At 71.5% G+C, this 20219-nt stretch carries 19 protein-coding genes; 6 read left to right on the top strand and 13 right to left on the bottom strand.

Annotated elements, in window-relative coordinates:
* Nucleotides 1-72 precede the first annotated feature (72 nt).
* From C1C97_RS02640 to C1C97_RS02650, 3 genes are read right to left on the bottom strand one after another with little or no spacing between them, the layout of a single operon-like run.
* Complete coding sequence (locus tag C1C97_RS02640; protein WP_110919060.1) at nt 73-978, bottom strand: Sir2 family NAD-dependent protein deacetylase; 906 nt, start codon at nt 976-978, stop codon at nt 73-75.
* Nucleotide 979: 1 nt separating this feature from the next.
* Nucleotides 980-1441 carry a redoxin domain-containing protein gene (locus C1C97_RS02645; RefSeq protein WP_121029896.1) on the bottom strand — a complete coding sequence of 154 codons (462 nt, stop codon included), beginning with the start codon at nt 1439-1441 and terminating at the stop codon, nt 980-982.
* 43 nt (nt 1442-1484) lie between these two features.
* Complete coding sequence (locus C1C97_RS02650) at nt 1485-1901, bottom strand: DUF3052 domain-containing protein (RefSeq protein WP_121029897.1); 417 nt, start codon at nt 1899-1901, stop codon at nt 1485-1487.
* A 348-nt stretch (nt 1902-2249) separates the two neighbouring features.
* Between C1C97_RS02650 and aceE the strand changes: the two genes are divergently transcribed.
* The 6 genes from aceE (at nt 2250) to C1C97_RS02680 (ending at nt 10345) form a co-directional block, all read left to right on the top strand.
* Nucleotides 2250-4988 (top strand): pyruvate dehydrogenase (acetyl-transferring), homodimeric type, encoded by a 2739-nt coding sequence (gene aceE / locus C1C97_RS02655; RefSeq protein WP_121029898.1) that lies wholly within the window; start codon nt 2250-2252, stop codon nt 4986-4988.
* 209 nt (nt 4989-5197) lie between these two features.
* Nucleotides 5198-6433 carry a PucR family transcriptional regulator gene (locus tag C1C97_RS02660; protein ID WP_121029899.1) on the top strand — a complete coding sequence of 412 codons (1236 nt, stop codon included), beginning with the start codon at nt 5198-5200 and terminating at the stop codon, nt 6431-6433.
* Between the two features lie 91 nt (nt 6434-6524).
* Nucleotides 6525-7436 (top strand): ACP S-malonyltransferase, encoded by a 912-nt coding sequence (locus C1C97_RS02665; protein WP_110919055.1) that lies wholly within the window; start codon nt 6525-6527, stop codon nt 7434-7436.
* A gap of 60 nt (nt 7437-7496) precedes the next feature.
* A complete protein-coding gene (locus tag C1C97_RS02670; RefSeq protein ID WP_121029900.1) occupies nt 7497-8564 on the top strand; it encodes a beta-ketoacyl-ACP synthase III in 1068 nt (355 codons plus the stop codon).
* Nucleotides 8565-8715: 151 nt separating this feature from the next.
* A complete protein-coding gene (locus C1C97_RS02675) occupies nt 8716-8961 on the top strand; it encodes an acyl carrier protein (RefSeq protein WP_019308987.1) in 246 nt (81 codons plus the stop codon).
* Between the two features lie 121 nt (nt 8962-9082).
* On the top strand, nt 9083-10345 hold the full coding sequence (locus tag C1C97_RS02680) for a beta-ketoacyl-[acyl-carrier-protein] synthase family protein (RefSeq protein ID WP_121029901.1): 1263 nt from the start codon (nt 9083-9085) through the stop codon (nt 10343-10345).
* A 271-nt stretch (nt 10346-10616) separates the two neighbouring features.
* Here the strand turns inward: C1C97_RS02680 and C1C97_RS02685 are convergent, their stop codons facing one another.
* The 10 genes from C1C97_RS02685 to rplS all read right to left on the bottom strand — a co-directional run bounded on the left by C1C97_RS02685 (nt 10617) and on the right by rplS (nt 20189).
* The gene (locus C1C97_RS02685; protein ID WP_121029902.1) at nt 10617-11120 is read right to left on the bottom strand and encodes a DUF3145 domain-containing protein; all 504 of its coding nucleotides are present in this window, start codon (nt 11118-11120) and stop codon (nt 10617-10619) included.
* A gap of 204 nt (nt 11121-11324) precedes the next feature.
* Nucleotides 11325-12419, bottom strand: a complete 1095-nt coding sequence (locus tag C1C97_RS02690) for a tyrosine recombinase XerC (RefSeq protein WP_325048937.1) — start codon at nt 12417-12419, stop codon at nt 11325-11327.
* The gene (gene dprA / locus C1C97_RS02695; RefSeq protein WP_233542676.1) at nt 12379-13674 is read right to left on the bottom strand and encodes a DNA-processing protein DprA; all 1296 of its coding nucleotides are present in this window, start codon (nt 13672-13674) and stop codon (nt 12379-12381) included. Before dprA ends, C1C97_RS02690 begins: the two co-directional genes overlap by 41 nt.
* Complete coding sequence (locus tag C1C97_RS02700; RefSeq protein WP_199712157.1) at nt 13671-15284, bottom strand: YifB family Mg chelatase-like AAA ATPase; 1614 nt, start codon at nt 15282-15284, stop codon at nt 13671-13673. The genes dprA and C1C97_RS02700 overlap by 4 nt, the downstream gene beginning before the upstream one ends.
* A gap of 100 nt (nt 15285-15384) precedes the next feature.
* Complete coding sequence (locus C1C97_RS12305; RefSeq protein WP_158591120.1) at nt 15385-16533, bottom strand: hypothetical protein; 1149 nt, start codon at nt 16531-16533, stop codon at nt 15385-15387.
* A 190-nt stretch (nt 16534-16723) separates the two neighbouring features.
* A complete protein-coding gene (locus tag C1C97_RS02715) occupies nt 16724-17173 on the bottom strand; it encodes a YraN family protein (RefSeq protein WP_110919050.1) in 450 nt (149 codons plus the stop codon).
* A gap of 310 nt (nt 17174-17483) precedes the next feature.
* On the bottom strand, nt 17484-18260 hold the full coding sequence (locus C1C97_RS12385; RefSeq protein WP_199712158.1) for a ribonuclease HII: 777 nt from the start codon (nt 18258-18260) through the stop codon (nt 17484-17486).
* Nucleotides 18257-19045, bottom strand: a complete 789-nt coding sequence (lepB, locus tag C1C97_RS12390; RefSeq protein WP_233542677.1) for a signal peptidase I — start codon at nt 19043-19045, stop codon at nt 18257-18259. Before lepB (C1C97_RS12390) ends, C1C97_RS12385 begins: the two co-directional genes overlap by 4 nt.
* A gap of 81 nt (nt 19046-19126) precedes the next feature.
* Nucleotides 19127-19762, bottom strand: a complete 636-nt coding sequence (lepB, locus tag C1C97_RS02725; RefSeq protein ID WP_233542678.1) for a signal peptidase I — start codon at nt 19760-19762, stop codon at nt 19127-19129.
* Between the two features lie 64 nt (nt 19763-19826).
* Nucleotides 19827-20189, bottom strand: a complete 363-nt coding sequence (rplS, locus tag C1C97_RS02730; protein ID WP_110919047.1) for a 50S ribosomal protein L19 — start codon at nt 20187-20189, stop codon at nt 19827-19829.
* Nucleotides 20190-20219 lie beyond the last annotated feature (30 nt).

Consider the following 20219-nt stretch of genomic DNA (forward strand, 5'->3'; position numbering starts at 1 on the left):
TCCCCTCCGCAGACCCTCGGGGTCTCGTACTCAGATTCTAAGCGCTCGTCCCGCCCGGGGCAAGCACGTTCTTCACCCGCCGAGAAGCCGGCCGAGATCCGTGAGGAACTCGCCCACGGACGCGTCCACCTTGACGGACGCCAGCGAGTCCGAGCCCGTGACGCCGTGGTTGACGATCACCACGGGCTTGTCCTCCCGCACCGCCTGCCGCACGAACCTGCGGCCGCTGTTCACGGTGAGGGAGCTGCCGGCCACCAGGAGGGCACCCGCGTGGTTCACCATGCGCCGGGCAAGTGCCACGTTCTGCGCGTCCGCGCTCTCGCCGAAGAACACCACGTCCGGTTTGAGGATCCCCTGGCACACCGGGCAGTCCCACACGCGAAAACCACTGGTGTGCTCCACGGTGGCATCCGCGTCCGGGGCGAACTCGACGTCCGCCTCCGAGGTCATGCCGTCGTAGAACCCGGGATTGAGCTCGTCCAGGTAGCGCGAGACCTCCTCCCGGGGGAACCGGGAGCCGCAGGACATGCACACCACCCACGCGTACGTCCCGTGCAGGTCCACGACGGCCAGGGACCCGGCCTTCTGGTGCAGCCGGTCGATGTTCTGGGTGACGATGCCGTCCACCCGGCCCGATGCCTCCATCCCGGCCAGGGCGAGGTGGGCGGCGGACGGCTGGGCGCGCGCCACGAAGCGCCAGCCGTACTGGTTGCGCGCCCAGTAGTGGCGGCGGTTGGCCACGCTGGCCATGAACTCCTGGTAGGTCATGGGGGTGCGGGGTTTCGCTCCCGGCCCGCGGTAGTCCGGTATCCCGGAGGACGTGCTCACCCCGGCGCCGGTGAGCACCGCGATGCGCCGCCCCACCAGCAGTTCGAAGGCCGCGGCGAGACCCTGCTCCGCGTCCAGGGCGTCAGGATCCGGGAACAGGCTCTCGTCCACCGGGGCGCCGTACCCCACGGGAATCGCACGCAGTGCCATCTCAGGACCGGGGCAGGTTCGCGAGGACGTGGTGCAGCCGTTCCCACTGCCGCGGCTGGGTCATGTCGTCCGCGCTCACGTCCCGGACGACGCCGTGGGCGTCCACCGTGACGGTGTGCCGCCGTGCGCAGCCGCTCGCCTCGTCGAACACCCCGTAGGCACGTGCCACGTCCCCGTGCGGCCAGTGGTCGGACAGCATCTCGAAGTCGTAGGACTCCTGCCGCGCGAAGGCGTCCAGCGCGTAGTGGCTGTCGGTGGAGATGCACAGGACCGTGGCGCCGAACTCCTCGAACGTCTCCGCGTGGTCCTGCAGGTGGCACAGCTCGTCCGTGCAGACGGGCGAGAACGCGAAGGGGAAGAAGACCAGGACCACGGGCGCGCCACGGTAGCGGGACAGGCTCCGGGCCTCGCCGTCCCGGTTGGGCAGCTCGAACTCGGGTGCTTCGGATCCGACCGATGTCATGGGGACCTTTCCCGCCGCGGGCGCGGCGTTGCCGTCAGCACGCTCAGAAGTTGCGCTTCGGGGCCAGCCGGGACACGGACCAGTTCGAGGACACCCGTGCGGCACTCGTGACGTGCAGACCCGCCGTGGATGCCGCGTCCTGGATGTCGGCCGGGGACACGTGGTCCTCCTGCCCCGCCTTCGGGGTGAGCAGCCAGACCACACCACCTTCGTCGAGGGTGGTCTGCACGTCCACCAGCTCGTCCACGAGGTCACCGTCCCCGTCACGCCACCACAGGACCACGGCGTCGACGACCTCCTGGGCGTCCTCGTCGAAGAGCTCGGAGCCGATGGCCTTCTCGATCCGCTCCCTCAGATCAGCGTCGACGTCGTCGTCGTAGCCGAACTCCTGGACGTAGTCGCCGTCCTTGAGCTCCAGCTGCACCGAAATGCTCTCCTCGGGGGCTTTCGCCTCGCTCACCGTGTCTCTCCTTCTCAGCTGTGTCGCGTGGGCCGGTGACCCGCCGAACGGCGGACCGGACCCGTGCTCACCGTGACAGGACAGTCGACGGTGCGTAATAAAGACAACACCGGATCAGCCGCTCGTTCAAGCCACGGGGTGGGCTCCGTGGCCAAAGCGATGGCGTGTGACAGCTGCCCCCCGCCCGGGTGTGACGGGGGAAACGGTGTTCCCACGACCCCCCCGGACCGCAGCCTGTGACACCATGAACGGACGACGGGTCACGGACGCGCTCCGCCACCCGCCGACTGACACACCGCTCCGACACCGGGGATCCCGCGACACGGAGCTGACGACAGAGAGGTTCACGTGTCTTCTGACAGCAATCACCACATTTTGAGCGGGTTGACCAACAATCTCCAGGACGCGGACGCGCAGGAGACCCAGGAGTGGATCGAGTCCTTCGACGCCTTGATCCAGGCGCAGGGCACCGAGCGCGCGCAGTACGTGATGCGCGCGCTGCTGCAGCACGCGGGCACGCACTCCGTGGGTGTCCCGATGGTCACCACCTCGGACTACGTCAACACGATCCCCGTGGACCAGGAGCCCGAGTTCCCCGGCGACGAGGAGATCGAGCGTCGCTACCGCGCGTTCCTGCGCTGGAACGCCGCCGTGATGGTCCACCGCGCGCAGCGCCCCGAGGTGGGCGTGGGCGGCCACATCTCGTCCTACGCCGGCGTGGCCACCCTGTACGAAGTGGGCCTCAACCACTTCTTCCGCGGTCCGGAGCACCCCGGTGGCGGGGACCAGGTGTTCTTCCAGGGACACTCCTCCCCCGGCAACTACGCGCGCGCCTACCTCGAGGGTCGGCTGACCGAGGAGCAGCTGGACGGGTTCCGTCAGGAGAAGACCGCGGCACCCGACGGCCTGCCGTCCTACCCGCACCCGCGCTCCCTGCCCGACTTCTGGCAGTTCCCCACGGTCTCCATGGGCATCGGCCCCATGAACGCGATCTACCAGGCCCAGTTCAACCGCTACCTGCACAACCGCGGCGTCAAGGACACCTCGGACCAGCACGTGTGGGCGTTCCTGGGCGACGGCGAGATGGACGAGCCCGAATCGCGCGGTGCCCTCCAGCTCGCCGCCAACGACAAGCTGGACAACCTCACGTTCGTGGTCAACTGCAACCTGCAGCGCCTGGACGGCCCGGTGCGCGGCAACGGCAAGATCATCCAGGAGCTCGAGGCGTTCTTCCGCGGTGCCGGGTGGAACGTGATCAAGGTCGTGTGGGGCCGCGAGTGGGATGCCCTGCTCGAGGCCGATCACACCGGTGAGCTGGTGCGGATCATGAACGAGACGCTGGACGGCGACTACCAGACGTTCAAGGCCGAGTCCGGCGGGTTCGTCCGGGACCACTTCTTCGCCCGCTCCGCGGCCACCAAGGAACTGGTCGCCGACTACACGGACGAGCAGATCTGGAACCTCAAGCGCGGGGCGCACGACTACAACAAGGTCTACGCGGCGTACAAGGCCGCCCTGGAGCACAAGGGCCAGCCCACCGTGATCCTGGCGCAGGGCATCAAGGGCTACGGCCTCGGCCCGCACTTCGAGGCCCGCAACGCCACCCACCAGATGAAGAAGCTCACCCTGGAGGACCTGAAGGCCTTCCGCGACCACCTGCGCATCCCGATCACGGACGAGCAGCTGGAGTCGGACCTCTACAACGCGCCCTACTACCACCCGGGCCCGGACTCCCCCGAGATCAAGTACCTCCTCGAGCGCCGCAAGGAGCTCGGCGGGTTCGTCCCGGACCGGCCGCACGCCCAGAAGGAGATCACCCTGCCCTCGGACCGGGCCTACGCGTCCGGCAAGAAGGGCTCGGGCAAGCAGCTGGCCGCCACCACCATGGCCTTCGTGCGCATCCTCAAGGACCTGATGCGGGAGAAGGACTTCGGGCACCGGATCGTGCCGATCGTGCCGGACGAGGCCCGCACGTTCGGCATGGACTCGTTCTTCCCGACGTCCAAGATCTACAACCCGAACGGGCAGAACTACCTCTCCGTGGACCGCGAGCTCATGCTCGCGTACAAGGAGTCCGCACAGGGCGTGATCCTGCACCCCGGGATCAACGAGGCCGGCGCCACCGCGGCGTTCACCGCGGCGGGCACCTCCTACGCCACGCACGGCGAGACCATGGTCCCGGTCTACATCTTCTACTCGATGTTCGGGTTCCAGCGCACCGGCGACGAGTTCTGGGCGGCCGCGGACCAGATGGCCCGTGGTTTCGTGATCGGCGCCACCGCCGGGCGCACCACGCTGACCGGTGAGGGCCTGCAGCACGCGGACGGGCACTCCCCCCTGCTGGCGGCCACCAACCCCGCCGTGATCCACTACGACCCCGCCTACGGCTACGAGATCGCGCACATCGTCAAGCGCGGCATCGAGCACATGTACGGCACCGGGGACGAGGACCACAACGTGATGTACTACCTCACGGTGTACAACGAGCCGATCCACCAGCCGGCGGAGCCGGAGAACGTGGACGTGGACGGGATCGTCAACGGCATCTACCTGCTCAAGCCCGCCGAGGCCGAGGGCCCCCGTGCCCAGCTGCTGGCCTCGGGCGTGGGTGTGCCCTGGGCCCTGGAGGCCCAGCGGATCCTGGCCGAGGAGTGGGGCGTCTCCGCGGACGTGTGGTCGGTGACCTCGTGGACGAACCTGCGCCGGGACGCCATGGCCGCCGAGCAGGACGCCTTCATGAATCCCGAGGCCGGCGCCCGCACGCCGTACATCACGCAGGCGCTGGCCGGCGCCACCGGCCCCGTGGTCGCCACCAGCGACTACGCCTCCCAGCTGCCGGACTCCGTGCGCCAGTACGTGCCGAACGACTGGGCGTCCCTGGGTGCGGACGGGTTCGGCTTCGCCGACACCCGCGCCGGCGCCCGCCGGTTCTTCACCATCGACGCGCACTCCATGGTGGTCCGCACCCTGGAGATGCTCGCCAAGCGCGGTGAGATCGACTGGTCCGCCCCTGCGGAGGCACTCACCCGGTACGACCTGGCCAACCCCGCAGCCGGGCGCTCCGGCAACGCGGGGGGCGACGCCTGACGCCGCGTCCGCACCGGCCCGCACCCCAGGCGGGTTCCAGCGATCCCCGCAACACCCTGAATTCCAGGGAGTTGCGGGGATCGTGTCGTCAGATGAGTTAAAGGTGGCGTTTTTCGAGGCGCGGGGGCGGCGTCGTCACGGCACGGGAGCCGCGCGGGTGCCGGCGGCCGCCCCCGAACGGCTCGGCGCCCATCGACTACCCTCGACTCATGCCCACCGACGCCTCCGGGTCCCCACCCCGCAAAGCACGCTCCACGCGCCGGGTGACCTGGCCGCTGCGCAGCCGGCAGCAGGGCACCCCGCACCCCAGGACGCTGGAGCACCTCAGGGCCAATCTCGGGCAGGTCTCCACGGTGGCGGTGCAGCGGCTGGGGACGTCCCTGCCGTGGTTCGACGAGCTGCGCCCCGACGAGCGCTCCGAACTGGGACTGCTCGCCCAGCGCGGCATCGCCTCCTTCGTGCGCTGGTACGAGAACCCCCAGGAACCGGTGTGGGTGCTCACCGAGATCTTCGGACAGGCTCCCACGGAACTCACCCGGTCCATCACGCTGCAGAACGCGCTGCAGGTGCTGCGCATCGTGGTGGACGTGGTGGAGGAGAAGGTCCCGGAACTGGCCCAGCACAACGACGAGGTGGCCCTGCGCGAGGCCGTCCTGCGGTTCTCCCGGGAAGTCGCGTTCGCGGCGGCGGACGTCTACGCCAAGGCCGCCGAGAACCGCGGTTCGTGGGACGCGCGGCTGGAGTCCCTGGTGGTGGACGGGATCCTGCGCGGTGACCACTCGGACTCCCTGCGCTCACGGGTGTCCGCGCTGGGGTGGACGGACCAGGCGGACGTGACCGTGATGGTGGGGCGCGCGCCCGCCACCACCGGACCGGCCGGCGTGGAACGCATCCGGAGGGCGGTCGAGCGGCACGCGGCCGAGTGCCTCGTGGCCATCCAGACGGACCGGCTCGTCCTCGTGCTCGGGGGCCTCAGGGACCAGACGCGGTCACTGGGCAGACTCGCGGCCGTCTTCGGGGACGGACCCGTGGTCCACGGCCCCCCGGTCGACTCCGTGTTCGAGGCCAAGCACTCGGCGGACCGGGCCAACGCGGGGCTGCGGGCGGCGTCGGCGTGGCCCCGGGCGCCTCGCCCCACGCCCTCGGAGGACCTGTGGCCCGAGCGGGCCGTCAACGGGGATCCACTGGCACTCAGCGCCATGGTCGACGCCGTGTGGGAACCGCTGTCCGCGTCCTCCACCGGACTGGTGGACACCCTCACCACCTACCTCAGTGTGGGGCACTCGCTCGAGGCCACGGCGCGCGAACTGTTCGTGCACGCCAACACCGTGCGGTACCGGCTGCGCCGCGTCAGTGACATCACGGGGTGGGATCCGCTGCTGCCCCGCGACGCGTTCGTCCTGCACTGCGCGATCCTCGCGGGCAGGCTGCACCGGGACGCATGACATGCTCTTGTAGGGAAGCCACAAACTGCATCCACCGGCTTGGTGGCTCCCGCTAACCCCCTGCACCGCTCGCACTTGGTGGAATGTACAGGTGATTGCAGTCGTCTGCCCCGGTCAGGGGTCACAGAAACCAGGATTCCTCACCCAGTGGATGGACGTCGACGGGGTGCCGGAGCACCTCGCGCGGCTGTCGGACGCCGCCGGGCTGGACCTCGTGCACCACGGCACCGAGGCCGACGAGGAGACCATCAAGGACACCGCGGTGGCCCAGCCGCTCATCGTGGCCGCGGGCCTGGTCGCCGGCAGGCTCCTCGCACCGCAGCTGGAGGGACGCTCCGACGTGGTCTTCGCCGGCCACTCGGTCGGGGAGATCACGGCCGCCGCGCTCTCGGGTGTGCTGAGCGAGGCCGAAGCCATGCGCTTCGTGCGGGTCCGTGCCACGGAGATGGCCCGCGCCGCCGCGGCCACCCCCACGGGCATGGCGGCGATCCTGGGCGGCACGCCGGACGACGTCGCCGCGGCCGTCGCAGCGGTGGGTGCCACCGCGGCGAACGCCAACGGCGGCGGCCAGGTGGTCGCCGCTGGAACGCTCGAGCAGCTGGCCGCCCTCGCCGAGAACCCACCGGCCCGCGCCAAGGTCGTGCAGCTCAAGGTGGCCGGCGCCTTCCACACCGAGCACATGGCGCCCGCGCTGCAGCCGTTGCGCGAGCTTGTGCCGCAGCTGTCCCCGCGGGACCCGGTGCAGCCCCTGCTCACCAACTTCGACGGCTCGCGGCTGACGAGCGGCGGCGCGGTCCTGGAATCGCTCGTGGAACAGGTGTGCCGCCCGGTGCGCTGGGACGCCTGCATGGCCACGCTCGCGGAGCTGGAGGTCACCCGCGTCGTGGAGCTGCCCCCCGCCGGGACGCTGGTGGGACTCGCCAAGCGCGGTCTCAAGGGTGTGCCCGCCGTGGCCGTCAACACCCCCGAGGACCTGCAGGGCGTGCGGAGTACGCTGAACTGAGAGGGTCACGCACCCGCAACGCCCGCTGAGATCTGCATCCAGGTAAGGAGTCGGCCTTCCGTGGCGACCATCAAACAGAACATTCCCAACGCCCACACGCGGATTCTCGGCATCGGGGCCTACCGCCCCTCCGAGATCGTCACGAACGACGACGTCTGCCAATGGATAGAGTCCTCCGACGAGTGGATCGTCAAGCGCACGGGCATCCACACGCGGCACCGCGCTCCCGCGGACGTCTCCGTGCTGGACATGGCCGAGCACGCGGCCCGTGAGGCGCTCTCGGACGCCGGCATCACCGGCGAGCAGCTGAGCACCATCATCGTGTCCACGGTGACCTTCCCGTACCTCACCCCCTCCCTGGCCGCGAATCTCGCGGACCGGCTCGGGGCCACGCCGGCGGCCGCCTACGACATTTCTGCGGCGTGCGCGGGCTACTGCTACGGCGTGGCGCAGGCCGACGCCCTCGTCCGTTCCGGTGACTCCACCAACGTGCTGGTCATCGGGGTGGAGAAGCTCTCCGACGTCATCGACAACTCGGAGCGCTCCATCTCGTTCCTGCTCGGCGACGGCGCCGGTGCGGTGGTCATCGGCCCGTCGGACGTGCCCGGCATCGGTCCCTCCGTGTGGGGCTCCGACGGTTCCAAGTGGGATGCCATCCGGATGACGCACCCGCTCACGGACATCCGCAGGGTCGAGCGCGGCGGGCAGCGCACGTTCGCCAAGGACCTCGTGGACCCGGAGACCGGTGAGATGGCCCCGGACGCCACCATGTGGCCCACCCTGCGCCAGGACGGGCAGACGGTCTTCCGCTGGGCGTCGTGGGAGGGCGCCCGCGTGGCCCAGGAGGCCCTCGATGCGGCCGGTCTGGCCCCGGAGGACCTCGCCGCCTTCGTCCCGCACCAGGCGAACATGCGCATCATCGACCAGATGGCCAAGGTGCTCAAGCTGCCCGACTCGGTGCTCGTCGCCCGGGACATCGCGGAGGCCGGGAACACCTCCGCCGCGTCCATTCCCCTGGCCACCCACCGGCTGCTCGCGGAGCACCCGGAACTGTCCGGGAAGCCCTCCCTGCAGATCGGTTTCGGGGCCGGTCTGGTGTACGGCGCCCAAGTGGTGCTGCTGCCCTGACCCTCCCCCGCGGGTGTCGTAGGGTTAGACCGCACACCTCTTGTCCACGGAGCGGCCCGAGTGATCGGGCGGCCCGCACGGGGGTTCTTCCGAAGCCCCGTGGTCACTGAGTACGGTCGCGTTGCGCGACCATGATGAAAGGAAGCCGATTATGGCGAGCAAAGACGAGATCCTGGCCGGTCTGGCAGAAATCGTGAACGAGGAGACCGGCCTCGAGACCGAGGCCGTGCAGCTCGACAAGTCCTTCACGGAGGACCTCGACATCGACTCGATCTCCATGATGACCATCGTGGTCAACGCGGAGGAGAAGTTCGACGTCACCATTCCCGACGAAGAGGTCAAGAACCTCAAGACCGTCGAGGACGCCGTCAACTTCATCGACAACGCCCAGGCCTGATGCCCTGGCGGGTGGTGGCGTGCTCCCGGTCCCGGGAGCACGCCACCACCGTCACACCAGGTGGACCGCGCCCAGCGGCTCCTGGCACACCTGCGATTTCGGACACGAGGAAGTGCAGAACATGTCCCGCAAAGTAGTGGTCACCGGACTGGGTGCCATCACACCCATCGGCGAGAACGTCCAGGAGACCTGGAAGAACGCCCTGAAGGGCGTCTCGGGCGTCCACGCCCTCGAACAGGACTGGGTCGAGAAGTACGACCTCCCCGTCCGCATCGGTGCCCTGTCCCCCAAACCCGCGGAGGACGTCGTCTCCCGGGTGCAGGCCAAGCGGCTGGACCCGTCCGGGCAGCTGTCCGTGGCCGCTGCACGTGAGGCGTGGACGGATGCCGGTTTCTCCGGGCGCGACGCCGACAGCAGCGACGAGGTGGACCCCACCCGCCTGGGCGTGGCCTTCGGCACCGGCATCGGCGGGGTGTGGACCCTCCTCGACGCGTGGGACACCCTGCTCGAAAAGGGCCCGCGCCGCGTCAAGCCCATGACCGTGCCCATGCTCATGCCCAACGGCAACGCCTCCTCCGTGAGCATGGAGTTCAAGGCCCGGGCCTGCGCCATCACCCCGGTCTCCGCGTGCGCGTCCGGCACCGAGGCGTTCTACCAGGGCCTGAACATCATCCGCTCGGGCAAGGCGGACGTGGTGATCGTGGGCGGCGCGGAGAGCGCGATCCATCCCATGACCATTGCCGCGTTCAACTCCATGCAGGCGCTGTCCCGCCGCAACGACGAGCCCGAGCGCGCCTCCCGCCCCTTCGACGTGGACCGCGACGGCTTCGTCATGGGTGAGGGTGCCGGGGCCGTGATCCTCGAGTCCGAGGAGCACGCCCGGGCCCGCGGTGCGCGGATCTACGCCGAACTGGCGGGGGCCGGCCTCAGCGCCGACGCCCACCACATCACCGCCCCCGCCACCGGTGCGGACGGCGGCCCGGCGCGGGCCCTGCGCGAGGCCATGGTCTCCGGGGACATCGCCCCCTCCGAGATCAAGCACGTGAATGCGCACGCCACCTCCACTCCGGTGGGTGACGTGCCCGAGGCCGGGGCCCTGCGCGCCGCGTTCGGTGATGCCGTGGACGAGATGGCCGTCTCCGCCACCAAGTCCATGACCGGTCACCTGCTCGGCGGTTCCGGAGCCGTGGAGGGGGTGCTGGCCGTCCTGGCGCTCACCGAACGGGTGGCCCCCTGCACCATCAACCTGGAGAACCAGGATCCGCGGATCGACCTCGACGTGGTGACCACGGCCCGCGAGCTGCCCTCCGGGGACATGGTGGCCATCTCCAACTCGTTCGGGTTCGGCGGGCACAACTCGGTGGCGGCGTTCCGGTCCCTGTGACGGGCTCCCGTTTCTGAGCCGGTACGGTCCCGGAACGCGTGTCCCGCGGCAGCGGCCACCGGCCGGGGGCGGATCGGACCACGGCCGGACACGAAGAACCCCGGTGGACCCCCCTCGCGGACGGTCAACCGGGGTTCTTCCACGTTCCAACGGCTCCGCGACGGATTCGGAGGGCTGCGTCGATCAGGGGGTCCCGCAGCACCGGCTCAGAACGGGAGCGGATCGGCGGACGGGTGTGCAGCGGCACGGGCCGCGGCCCGCACGAGGGAACTCAGCCCACGCGGTGCAACCACCGGACGGGCGCACCCTCGGCAGCGTGGCGGAAGGGCTCCAGTTCCTCGTCCCACGCCTCTCCCAGCGCGAGGGACAGTTCCGACACGACCGCGGAGTGGTCCCCCCCGGATGCCTCGAAGGCGTAACGGATGCGGTCCTCGCTCACGCAGATGTTCCCCGCCACGTCCGTGGTCGCGTGGAAGATGCCGAGGTCCGGGGTGAACGACCAGCGGGAGCCGTCGCTGCCCTGGCTGGCGTTCTCCGTCACCTCGAAACGAACCCGCCCGAGGGTGCGCAGGGCGGAGGCCAGCAGGGCGCCGGTCCCGGCGCGACCGGACCATTCGAGTTCGGTCCGCACGCATCCGGGCTCGGCGTTCTGCGGGGTCCACTGCAGATCCGTCCGCCGGTGCGACACGGATTCCAGGGCCCACTGGATGTGTGGGCACAGCGCCCTCGGGGCGCAGTGCACGTACAGCACTCCGCGCGTGGTGGGTGAAGACATAGCCTGCTCCTCCGTCGTGTAGGTACGTCTTCCCCAACGTCCTGCCCGGAGGGCCTGGTGGCTCTCGCCCTGCGCCGATGTGAAATTTAATGGTCTGACCGGGCACGCCCCGCGGATTCGAGGCCGCGGGAATGCCCTCGTTCGGTCTCATTGTCCAGCAGGCACCCCCCACGGTCAACCCGCGCACTGCTCACGGGTGATTTGTCAAGCGCGCGGGTGCGCCTGGGAGTACGCACGCCTGATCCGCTCCACCGAGACGTGGGTGTAGATCTGGGTGGTGGCCACGGTGGCGTGGCCCAGCAGCTCCTGGACCGTCCGCAGGTCCGCGCCGCCGTCCAGGAGGTGCGTGGCAGCACTGTGGCGCAGGCTGTGGGGCCCCCGAGCGCTGGTGTCCGGGATGCTCCCCAGTGCGGCGGCCACCACGCGTCGGGCCACCCGTGCGTCGATCCGTGCGCCCCTGGCGCCCACGAACACGGCGTCCCCCGCGTCGGCCCCGGCGAGCACCGCGCGCCGGTGGCCCCACAGGGCGAGTGCCTCGCCGGCCCGGTCCCCGTAGGGCACCCTGCGCTGCTTGTTCCCCTTGCCCGTCACGGTGAGGACGTGGTCGGTGGGATCCACGTGCGCGCGATCCAGGGACACGAGTTCGCCGATCCGGGCACCCGTGGCATACAGCAGTTCCACGAGGGCCCAGTCGCGTGCCGCGAGCGCGGCACCGCGCTTCTCCTCGTGCTCCCCCAGCGCGTGGTCGGCGAGCCCGTCCAGCATGTCGCCCAGCGCGGCGGCACCCACCACGTCCGGCAGGTGACGGGCCGGGCGCGGGCCGCGCAGCCCGGCCGCGGGGTCGTGCCGCAGGCCCTGGGTGTCCACGGCCCACCGGAAGAACGTGTGGACGGCCGCAATTCCCCGGGACACCGAGCTGCGGGCGAGACCTCGCTCGTGACGCCGGGCGAGCCAGCCGCGCAGGGCATCGCGGTCCAGGAGGTCCGGGGCGTCGATCCCGTTCTCCTGCATCCAGTGCGAGAGGTCCAGGACGTCGGCCACGTACGAACGCACGGTGTGCTCGCTGCGGGAGCGCTCCAGACCCAGGTGCGCGCGGAATTCCGGGACGTAGCGCGCCAGGGGCCCGGGCAGGGCATCGTCACCCACCCCGTCCCCCACCGCGTCGTGCTCCTCGGTCGTGCCACGCGGAGCGGGCGACGCCGCCGCGGCGCCCACCGCGGTTCGGGTGCGGTGATGAATCCCCGCGGTGCAGGCGGTGTCAGCGCTGCGCGCCGGTATGACCTCGCTCCGTTCGCCCATGCTGGGAGCCTACCCGCCGCCAGCCGAGCAGCGAGTCGACCGCCAGGCCGCGCTCGCGCAGGGTCGCGAGACCCGTGAGCACCTCTGACGGGCTCAACCCGGAGACCCTGCACACCTGGGTGGGATCCGCGTCGCCGTGCAGGGGAAGAGCATCGAAGACGCGGAGCAGCACGGGATCGAGCGCGTCGTGCGGGCGCCGCACGGCGCGCTGGGCCGCGTCCCGGAGCTCGACGGTCGCCTCGTTGCCCAGAGGTTCCACGAGTTCGAGGACCTCACCGCCGTTGCTCACCAGCACCGCGTGGTCGTCCCTGATGAGCCGGTGGCACCCCGCGGAGCCGCCCACGAGCACGTCCCCCGGCACGGCGGCCACCTCCCGGGAGAGGGCCGCGGCGTGCCGGGCGGTGTTCAGCGCACCGGATCGCCAGGCCGCCTCCGTGACCACGGTGGCGCCAGTCAGGGCGGCAATGATGCGGTTGCGCTGCAGGAACCGGTATCGGGTGGGCGCGCACCCCAGGGGCACCTCGCTCAGCACCAGGCCCCGTTCGCAGATCCGCCCCAGCAGCTCCGCATTCGCCGCGGGGTAGAACCGGTCCACCCCGCAGGCCAGGACGGCCGCAGTGGCCCCCGGCTCGGGACCCGTCTGCAGTGCCGCGGTGTGGGCGACGGCGTCGATCCCGTACGCTCCCCCGGACACCACGCACCAGCCCGCCGCCGTCAGCTCCCGGGCGATCCCGCGGGTGACCGCCGCACCGTAGGCACTGGCATTGCGGGAACCCACCACAGCCACGCTGCGCCGCAGGTCCGCGAGACGCGCCCGGTCGCCCCGCCCCCACATCACGATGGGCTGCTGCAGTCCGAGGTCCGCGAGGGACGAGGGCCAGTCCGGGTCCTCGGGAACCACCGTCCACGCGCCGAGCTGCTCGGCGTGACGGGCGTCGAGGCCCGCCTCCGGAACGGGGAGCCGGGAGCGCCACGCGGCGAACCGGGTGTGCAGGTCCGGCACCCTGGCGGTGGGGAGCAGCTCACGCGCCGCCTTCGTCAAGACCGACTGCAGGGTGGCCGTGGGAGCGCTCAGCTCCTCGATGCTGCGCCACAGCACCTCCGGCCCCAGGGCGGCCAGCAGAACGAGTCCGGCCGTGTCGCTGGGTTCGATGATGCGGGCCAGCCGCACCCGACAGGCCCGGACGGCGGCCGCGCCGTCCGCGTGTCCGAGCGCGCGGTGCATACCGGCAGCGGCCGGCTCGTCGCGGCTCACGCGGCGACCGTGGTCTTGAAGTACAGCGCGAGCTGGACGTGTTCCGGTGTGGGCACCGTGGCGCCGGACAGATCCGCGAGGGTCCACGCCACGCGCAGCACCTTGACGAATCCCCGGGCGGTCAGCGTCCTCTCGTCCATGGCGCGCTTGAGCGGCTGGACCGCCCGGGCTCCGGGGGACAGTCTGCGATGCAGCAGGGAACCGGGCACGGCGCTGTTCGACTGGCATCCGAAACCGGTCAGCCGCTCCCGCTGGGCATCCCTGGCACGTGCCACCCGCCGGGCCACCGTTGCGCTGTCCTCGGGAGGATCGCCGTGCAGCGCGCTGAGTTCCTGGTACGTCACGGCGGGTACCCGCAGCTGCAGATCCACCCGGTCCAGCAGGGGACCCGAGAGCTTGCTGAAGTAGCGACGGCGCTGCACCGCGGTACAGGTGCACGCCCGGCCGACACCTCCCGCGTGTCCGCACGCGCACGGATTGGCGGCCAGGACCAGCTGGAACCTGGCCGGGTAGTGGGCCACCGACTGGGCACGGGCGATCGTCACGGTCCCGGACTCCAGCGGCTGCCGCAGGGCGTCCAGGACCCTCCGGTCGAACTCCGGCGCCTCGTCCAGGAACAGCACACCGCGGTGAGCGAGGGAGATGGCCCCGGGACGGGGCATTCCACTGCCACCTCCGCACAGGGCCGGCAGGGTGATGCTGTGGTGCGGTGCCTGGAACGGGGGACGCCGCACCAGGGCCGAGCAGGGTGCCTCGCCGCGCAGGGAGTGCACCGAGGTGACCTCGAGGGAGTCCTCGTCCCCGAGGTCCGGCAGGATGCCGGGCAGCCGCTCGGCGAGCATCGTCTTGCCCGCACCCGGCGGGCCCACCATGAGCAGGTGGTGGCCACCGGCCGCGGCGATCTCCAGCGCCTGGCGCCCCTCCACCTGCCCCACCACGTCCCGCAGGTCCGGGTCCGGCTCGTGGCCCGCACCGGTCTCGGCGGACGCCTTGCCGTGAGGGTCCGCGGGACGTGACGACGCCGCTGCACGGGCCAGCAGCGCGGGGTCCGCGCCGAATCCCACCAGCAGCTCCGCCAGGTGCTCGGCTGCGCTCACGGTGGCCCCGGACACCAGCGCGGCCTCCTGCCGGTTGGCGGCCGCCACCACCACCCGGGGGAACCCGGCCCGCACAGCGGCCAGGACGGCGGGCAGCACGCCCCGCACGGGACGCAGCGAACCGTCCAGGCCCAGTTCGGCGAGGAACACCGTGTCCGTGGGCACCCGCACCACCCCCTGCGCACCGAGCACCGCCATCACGACCGCGACGTCGAAGTGCGAGCCGCGCTTGGGCAGCGTGGCGGGCGAGAGGTTGACGGTGATCTTGCGCGGGGACAGGGGAACACCGGCGCGGCGGGCTGCGGAGCGGATCCGCTCCCGGGACTCGTTCACGGCCTGGTCTGGCAGGCCGATGATGGTGAACCCCGGAAGGGACTGCCCGATGTCCACCTCCACGTCCACGACGTGTCCCTCCAGACCCACGAGCGCCACGCTCCGGCTGCGAGCGAATCCGTTCACCGGGGCACGGCCGGAACGGGCGGGTGAGGACTGCGGTGCGGCAATGGAGGTCATGCCACCACGGTGCTCGCGCGTCCGCAGCCACACCAGGCTCGGCGGCGACTGTGGAGGAGCCACGACACGCAGACCCGGTGCACGGGTGTGGCGGTACGCCCTACCCGACGGCGCCCGGCACCCCGGGGTCCGTCACCTCGGACTCCGGGGGGACCGGCACCACGGGATCCGGTACCACCGGGGGCGGCACCACGGGATCCGGTACCACCGGGGGCGGCACCACAGGATCCGGTACCACCGGATCGGGCACCACCGGGGGCGGCACCACGGGCCCGGGAACGACAGGATCAGGCACCACGGGCCCCGGCACCACCGGACCCGGGACGACAGGAACCACCGGGGTCGGCACCACGGGCCCCGGCGCCACGGGATCCGGCACGGCTGGGCCGGGCGCCACGGGATCCGCAGGATCGACGGGGGCGACAGGAGCATCCCCGGGCGACTCCGGCGTGGCACGGGGCTCCTCGGGCACGGGCGCCAAGGGAATGCCGCCGTGCAACGCGTCGTCCGCGCCCGCGGCGTCGTCCTTGCGGCCGGGGCGGTTCCCGTCCGTCCCGGCCGAGGGGGACCCGCCGTCATCCGTTCCCCCGCCCCGGTCCTCCGAGCGCGCACGCACGGGTGCGACCTCCCGGTCCCCGATGAGCGGGACCAGTTCCAGGCTCGCAAAACTGTCGGGGATCCGGGTGATGTCACCCACGAGAATATTGCGCCCCCGTTCCCCGACGGGAACGTCCTTCGCGGCGTGATCGGCGGCCTCCGAGATCCGGCGCTGCAGACCGCGGGCCGTGCTCGCGGTGACGGTGGCACCGTCGGGTGCGCGGTACTCGTCCTCGACCGAGCGGGGACGCCACCTCTCGACGGCACGCGAGACGTGCTCGAGCTGGTAGGTGGCACCGTCCCGGGCAGTGAGGATCAGCCGGCTCGCGGACACCGGGGACCGGCCCTTGCGGTTGTCGATCTCCACGGTGGCGTACGTGGCGCGGGCAACTCGCGCGTCGTGCCGCAGCCGGTCCAGGGAGTCGTCGGGAACTCGGGGCGCGGGAATCGAGATGCGGACGGTCGCCCCGCTGGGCAGGTTCGCCCGGAAGGTCCCCGGGCGCAGACCGGGATCGGCGGAGGATGCGGCCGGCGTCGCCGGGCGGTCCGCCGCCCGCTCGGGTTCGTGACCGCACGCCACCAGGCACAGGGAGAGCGCCGCCGTGAGGGCGGCGGCCGGCACCGATCTCGGCAGCCACACCGAGCTTCTCATCAGATCCCCCGATCATCGACCCGTCACGGTCATCCGGCAAGTACCGTGGCACGAGATCCGGGAAATGCCTAATGCGCCCGTCAGCGGACGCTATGTGACCCGGCGCACCGGGGTGGTGGTCGGGTGGCGTGGATGTCACGACCCCGGGGATGACGCGTCCTGTCAAGGCCCGGAGCGCGCACGGCCTCCCTCACAGCCACCCGAGGGAGCCCACGTGCTCGACCCGCGGGGACGAGCCCCGCGGCCAGTGCACCGCGACCACGTCCACGGTGGGGATGCGTGCCTCGCCGTGCTCTCGGGCCCAGGTCCGGGCGAGGACGTGCAGGCGCCGGAGCTTGTCCGCTCCCACCGCTTCACACGGGTGGCCGAAATCGCCGCCGGAGCGGGTCTTGACCTCGAACACGGTCACCTGTCCCTGCCGTTCCGCCACGATGTCCAGCTCTCCCCGCGCTGCTCCCGTCCCCGCGCGCGGTCGCCAGTTGCGGTCCCGCACGGTCCACCCGGAACGTTCCAGCAGACCGGCGATGAGGGTCTCCCCGGCCCGTCCGGTGCTCGCGCGAGTCCCGCCGGTGCCCGGGTGGTGCCGTCCTGCGTCCTCGTCCCGCGCGGCGGTGTCCTCGGGCCCGAGGGTCGGCGGCACGGGGGTCGGGGGCGCGGGAGTTCGACCGGTGCCGTCCGCGCCACGGCCGCCCTCGGGAGGACGGTCCTGCCCCGCGGGGCGGCTCTGGCGAAAAGGATGTGCCCCACCGGGGCCGGGATGCACGCTCATGCTCCCACTGTGGGCAGTGGAGGGGACACTGCCCACAGCCCGGCGCGAGATGTGCAGGGCGGATGGTCCCGGACGCAGCAGGTGCCCGGGGCCCCGGTGCCACACCCCCGACAGGTCCCCGCCGAACCCCGGGGTCGTACGGGCCGGAGCCACGCACGGGAGCGGCCCACGGTGTCCTCCGCTACCCCGCGCCCAGGTTCCAGCTGCGCCGGTGCTGCGGTGTCACGCCCCGGTCCGCGAGCGCGGCACGGTGGGCCGCGCTTCCGTAGCCCTTGTTCGAGGCCCAGCCGTACTCGGGGTGCGCCGCGTCGAGCTCCACCATGAGCGCGTCCCGCTCCACCTTGGCGAGGACCGACGCCGCGGCCACGCTCACGCACGCCGAGTCCGCCCTGACGAGGGTGCGCACCACGGGTGGCAGCGGGACCGGGGAGTCGCTCTGCCCGAGGACGGGGGCCGTGTCCAGCCAGTTGTGGGAGCCGTCGAGGATGAGGGCGTCCACGCGCGCGCCGTTCTTCCGTACGGCGGCCAGAGCGCGCAGCCCGGCGAGCCGCAGGGCCGCCGTAATGCCCAGTTCGTCGATCTCGTGCGGCTGCGCGTGCCCCACGGCCGTGGCCGCGGCCCACCGACCGATCCCGGGGGCGAGCTCGGCCCGTCGAGCGGCGCTGAGCGCCTTGGAGTCCCGAATGCCCTCCCACGGGGGCGGGGCGTACGGCGCCGGGTCGGGCGACGTCGTGCTCCGGCCGGCCACCTGCGCCGCGGACCGTGTCGGGGGCGGTGCGGATTCCGGGTCCTCCCCGGGCAGGGCGGGAACGTCCAGCACCACAAGGCCGACGCTCGCGGGTCCGGCGAGGGCCCCGCGGCCCACCTCGTCCATGCCCGCGACGAAGCGCGCCCCGTTCGCGGACAGTTCCCGTTCCAGCGCGAGAGTGGGGGCGGCGGCGGAGCGTGCGGGGCTCACCGGTCGCCGGCGGCGGGGACGTCCCGGAAGACGTCCTCGGGGTTGTGCAGGAACTCGAAGCGGTCCAGCGGCCACGCGATCACGAAGGCCGTGCCCACGACGTCGTCCTTGCGCACGAACTCGGTGCCGGTGCCGATGTGGTAGCGGGAGTCCGCGGAGGCGTTGCGGTGGTCGCCCATGACGAAGTAGCTGTCCTGGGGGACGGTGACGTCGAACGGGAAGTCGGAGGGTGCGGCGCCGGGGTAGAGGTAGGGCTCGTCGAGTGCCTTGCCGTTGACCGTGACCTTGCCGGACGCGTCGCAGCACGTCACGTGGTCCCTGCCCACCCCGATCACACGCTTGACCAGGTCCTGCTGGCTGCTGTCCGGCAGCAGGCCCACGAATTCGAGGCCCCGCCGCACCGGGTTGGGCCGGGCGACCGGCGTCTCGGGGAGCCACCCCTGGGTGTCGTCGAAGACCACGACGTCGCCACGGTCGATGCTGCCCGTGCGGGCGCCCAGGACGTTGACGAAGATCCGGTCGTCGAGCTGGAGCGTCTGCTCCATGGAACCCGAGGGGATGAAGAAGCCGCGGATCAGGAAGGTCTTGGCCACGAACGCGATGAGCAGGGCGAGGGCCACCACGATCAGGATCTCCTTGACGGCACCCCATCTCGTGGTGGTCTCCTGGCGCGGGCGACGCCGCCGGCGCCGCACCCGGCGGGAGGCGACCGGGGCGTCGTCGTGCGGAGCGCCGTCCTCGGTGCGGTGGGCGCCGTGGGCACCCGGATCCTGCTGCTCAGCCACTGCGCGTTCCTTTTCTACGGTCTGACGGGTGCGGTCGTGCGCCTGCAGGGCGGGGCCCGGGCGACGGACCCCGGTGAGCGGTCACTCGTGCAGCGCGCGGGCCCGGTCCAGGGGCCACACCACGCGCTCCGCGGTTCCCGCGATCCGCTCGGTGCGGATCAGGCCGCCGCCCGGCGCGCCCAGCAGCGAGCGGGAGTCCACGGACCTGCTGCGGTGGTCACCCATGAGCCACACCCGCCCCTGTGGGACGTGCACCGTGAACGGGATGTCCGAGGGTGCATCCCCAGGGTAGACGTAGTCCTCCTGCTGCGGCTGGCCGTTGACCGTGAGCTGTCCCCGCGCGGTGCAGCACGCCACCGTGTCACCGGCCACGCCCATGACGCGCTTGACGTAGGCCGTGTCCGATCCGCTCAGCCCGAGCCACCGTCCCGCGGTGTGCGCCGCCCGCTGGTACCACGGGTCTGCGGAGTGCAGGGGGTCCAGGGAACCGCGCCCGTCGAAGACCACGAGGTCCCCGCGGTGGACGTCCTCCCCCGCCACGAGTTTGTTCACCAGGACACGGTCGCCGCCCTCCAGGGTGGGCTCCATGGACCCGGATCCCACCCAGTACACGTCCAGGACGAACCCCCGCACGAGCGCCGCGAGCACCAGTGCGGTGAGCAGTGCCGCGAGCACCAGGCGCAGCCACCAGCGACGTGTGGAAACGGGCCTGCTCACGGCGGAGGACCCGGCAGCTGCCGGGCCCTCCGCGTGTTCCGTGTGCTGTGGCACCCGGTGGGTCTTACTTGCTCGATGCGCTCGAGTCGCGCTTCTCGCGGATGCGAGCAGCCTTGCCGTGGCGGTCGCGCATGTAGTACAGCTTGGCGCGCCGGACGTCGCCGCGGCTCACGAGCTCGATCTTGTCGATGATCGGGGAGTGCACCGGGAAGGTGCGCTCCACGCCCACGCCGAAGCTGACCTTGCGAACCGTGAAGGTCTCGCGCACGCCGGAGCCCTGACGGCCCATGACGAAGCCCTTGAACACCTGAACACGGGAGCGGTTGCCCTCCACGATGTTCACGTGCACGTTGAGGGTGTCGCCGGGGCGGAAGTCCGGGATGTCGTTGCGCAGGGACTTGGCATCCAGCTGGTCGAGAATGTTCATGATGTGACTCCTCGTGATCGCCGCAGGTCT

It is taken from the genome of Kocuria tytonis (genome assembly GCF_003226895.2).
Classification (GTDB): domain Bacteria; phylum Actinomycetota; class Actinomycetes; order Actinomycetales; family Micrococcaceae; genus Kocuria; species Kocuria tytonis.

Coding starts and splice junctions, on each gene's coding strand:
- C1C97_RS02640 (WP_110919060.1), bottom strand. CDS start 978: ATGGCACTGCGTGCGATTCCCGTGGGGTACGGCGCCCCGGTGGACGAG.
- C1C97_RS02645 (WP_121029896.1), bottom strand. CDS start 1,441: ATGACATCGGTCGGATCCGAAGCACCCGAGTTCGAGCTGCCCAACCGG.
- C1C97_RS02660 (WP_121029899.1), top strand. CDS start 5,198: ATGCCCACCGACGCCTCCGGGTCCCCACCCCGCAAAGCACGCTCCACG.
- C1C97_RS02675 (WP_019308987.1), top strand. CDS start 8,716: ATGGCGAGCAAAGACGAGATCCTGGCCGGTCTGGCAGAAATCGTGAAC.
- C1C97_RS02680 (WP_121029901.1), top strand. CDS start 9,083: ATGTCCCGCAAAGTAGTGGTCACCGGACTGGGTGCCATCACACCCATC.
- C1C97_RS02685 (WP_121029902.1), bottom strand. CDS start 11,120: ATGTCTTCACCCACCACGCGCGGAGTGCTGTACGTGCACTGCGCCCCG.
- C1C97_RS02690 (WP_325048937.1), bottom strand. CDS start 12,419: ATGGGCGAACGGAGCGAGGTCATACCGGCGCGCAGCGCTGACACCGCC.
- C1C97_RS02700 (WP_199712157.1), bottom strand. CDS start 15,284: ATGACCTCCATTGCCGCACCGCAGTCCTCACCCGCCCGTTCCGGCCGT.
- C1C97_RS12305 (WP_158591120.1), bottom strand. CDS start 16,533: ATGAGAAGCTCGGTGTGGCTGCCGAGATCGGTGCCGGCCGCCGCCCTC.
- rplS (WP_110919047.1), bottom strand. CDS start 20,189: ATGAACATTCTCGACCAGCTGGATGCCAAGTCCCTGCGCAACGACATC.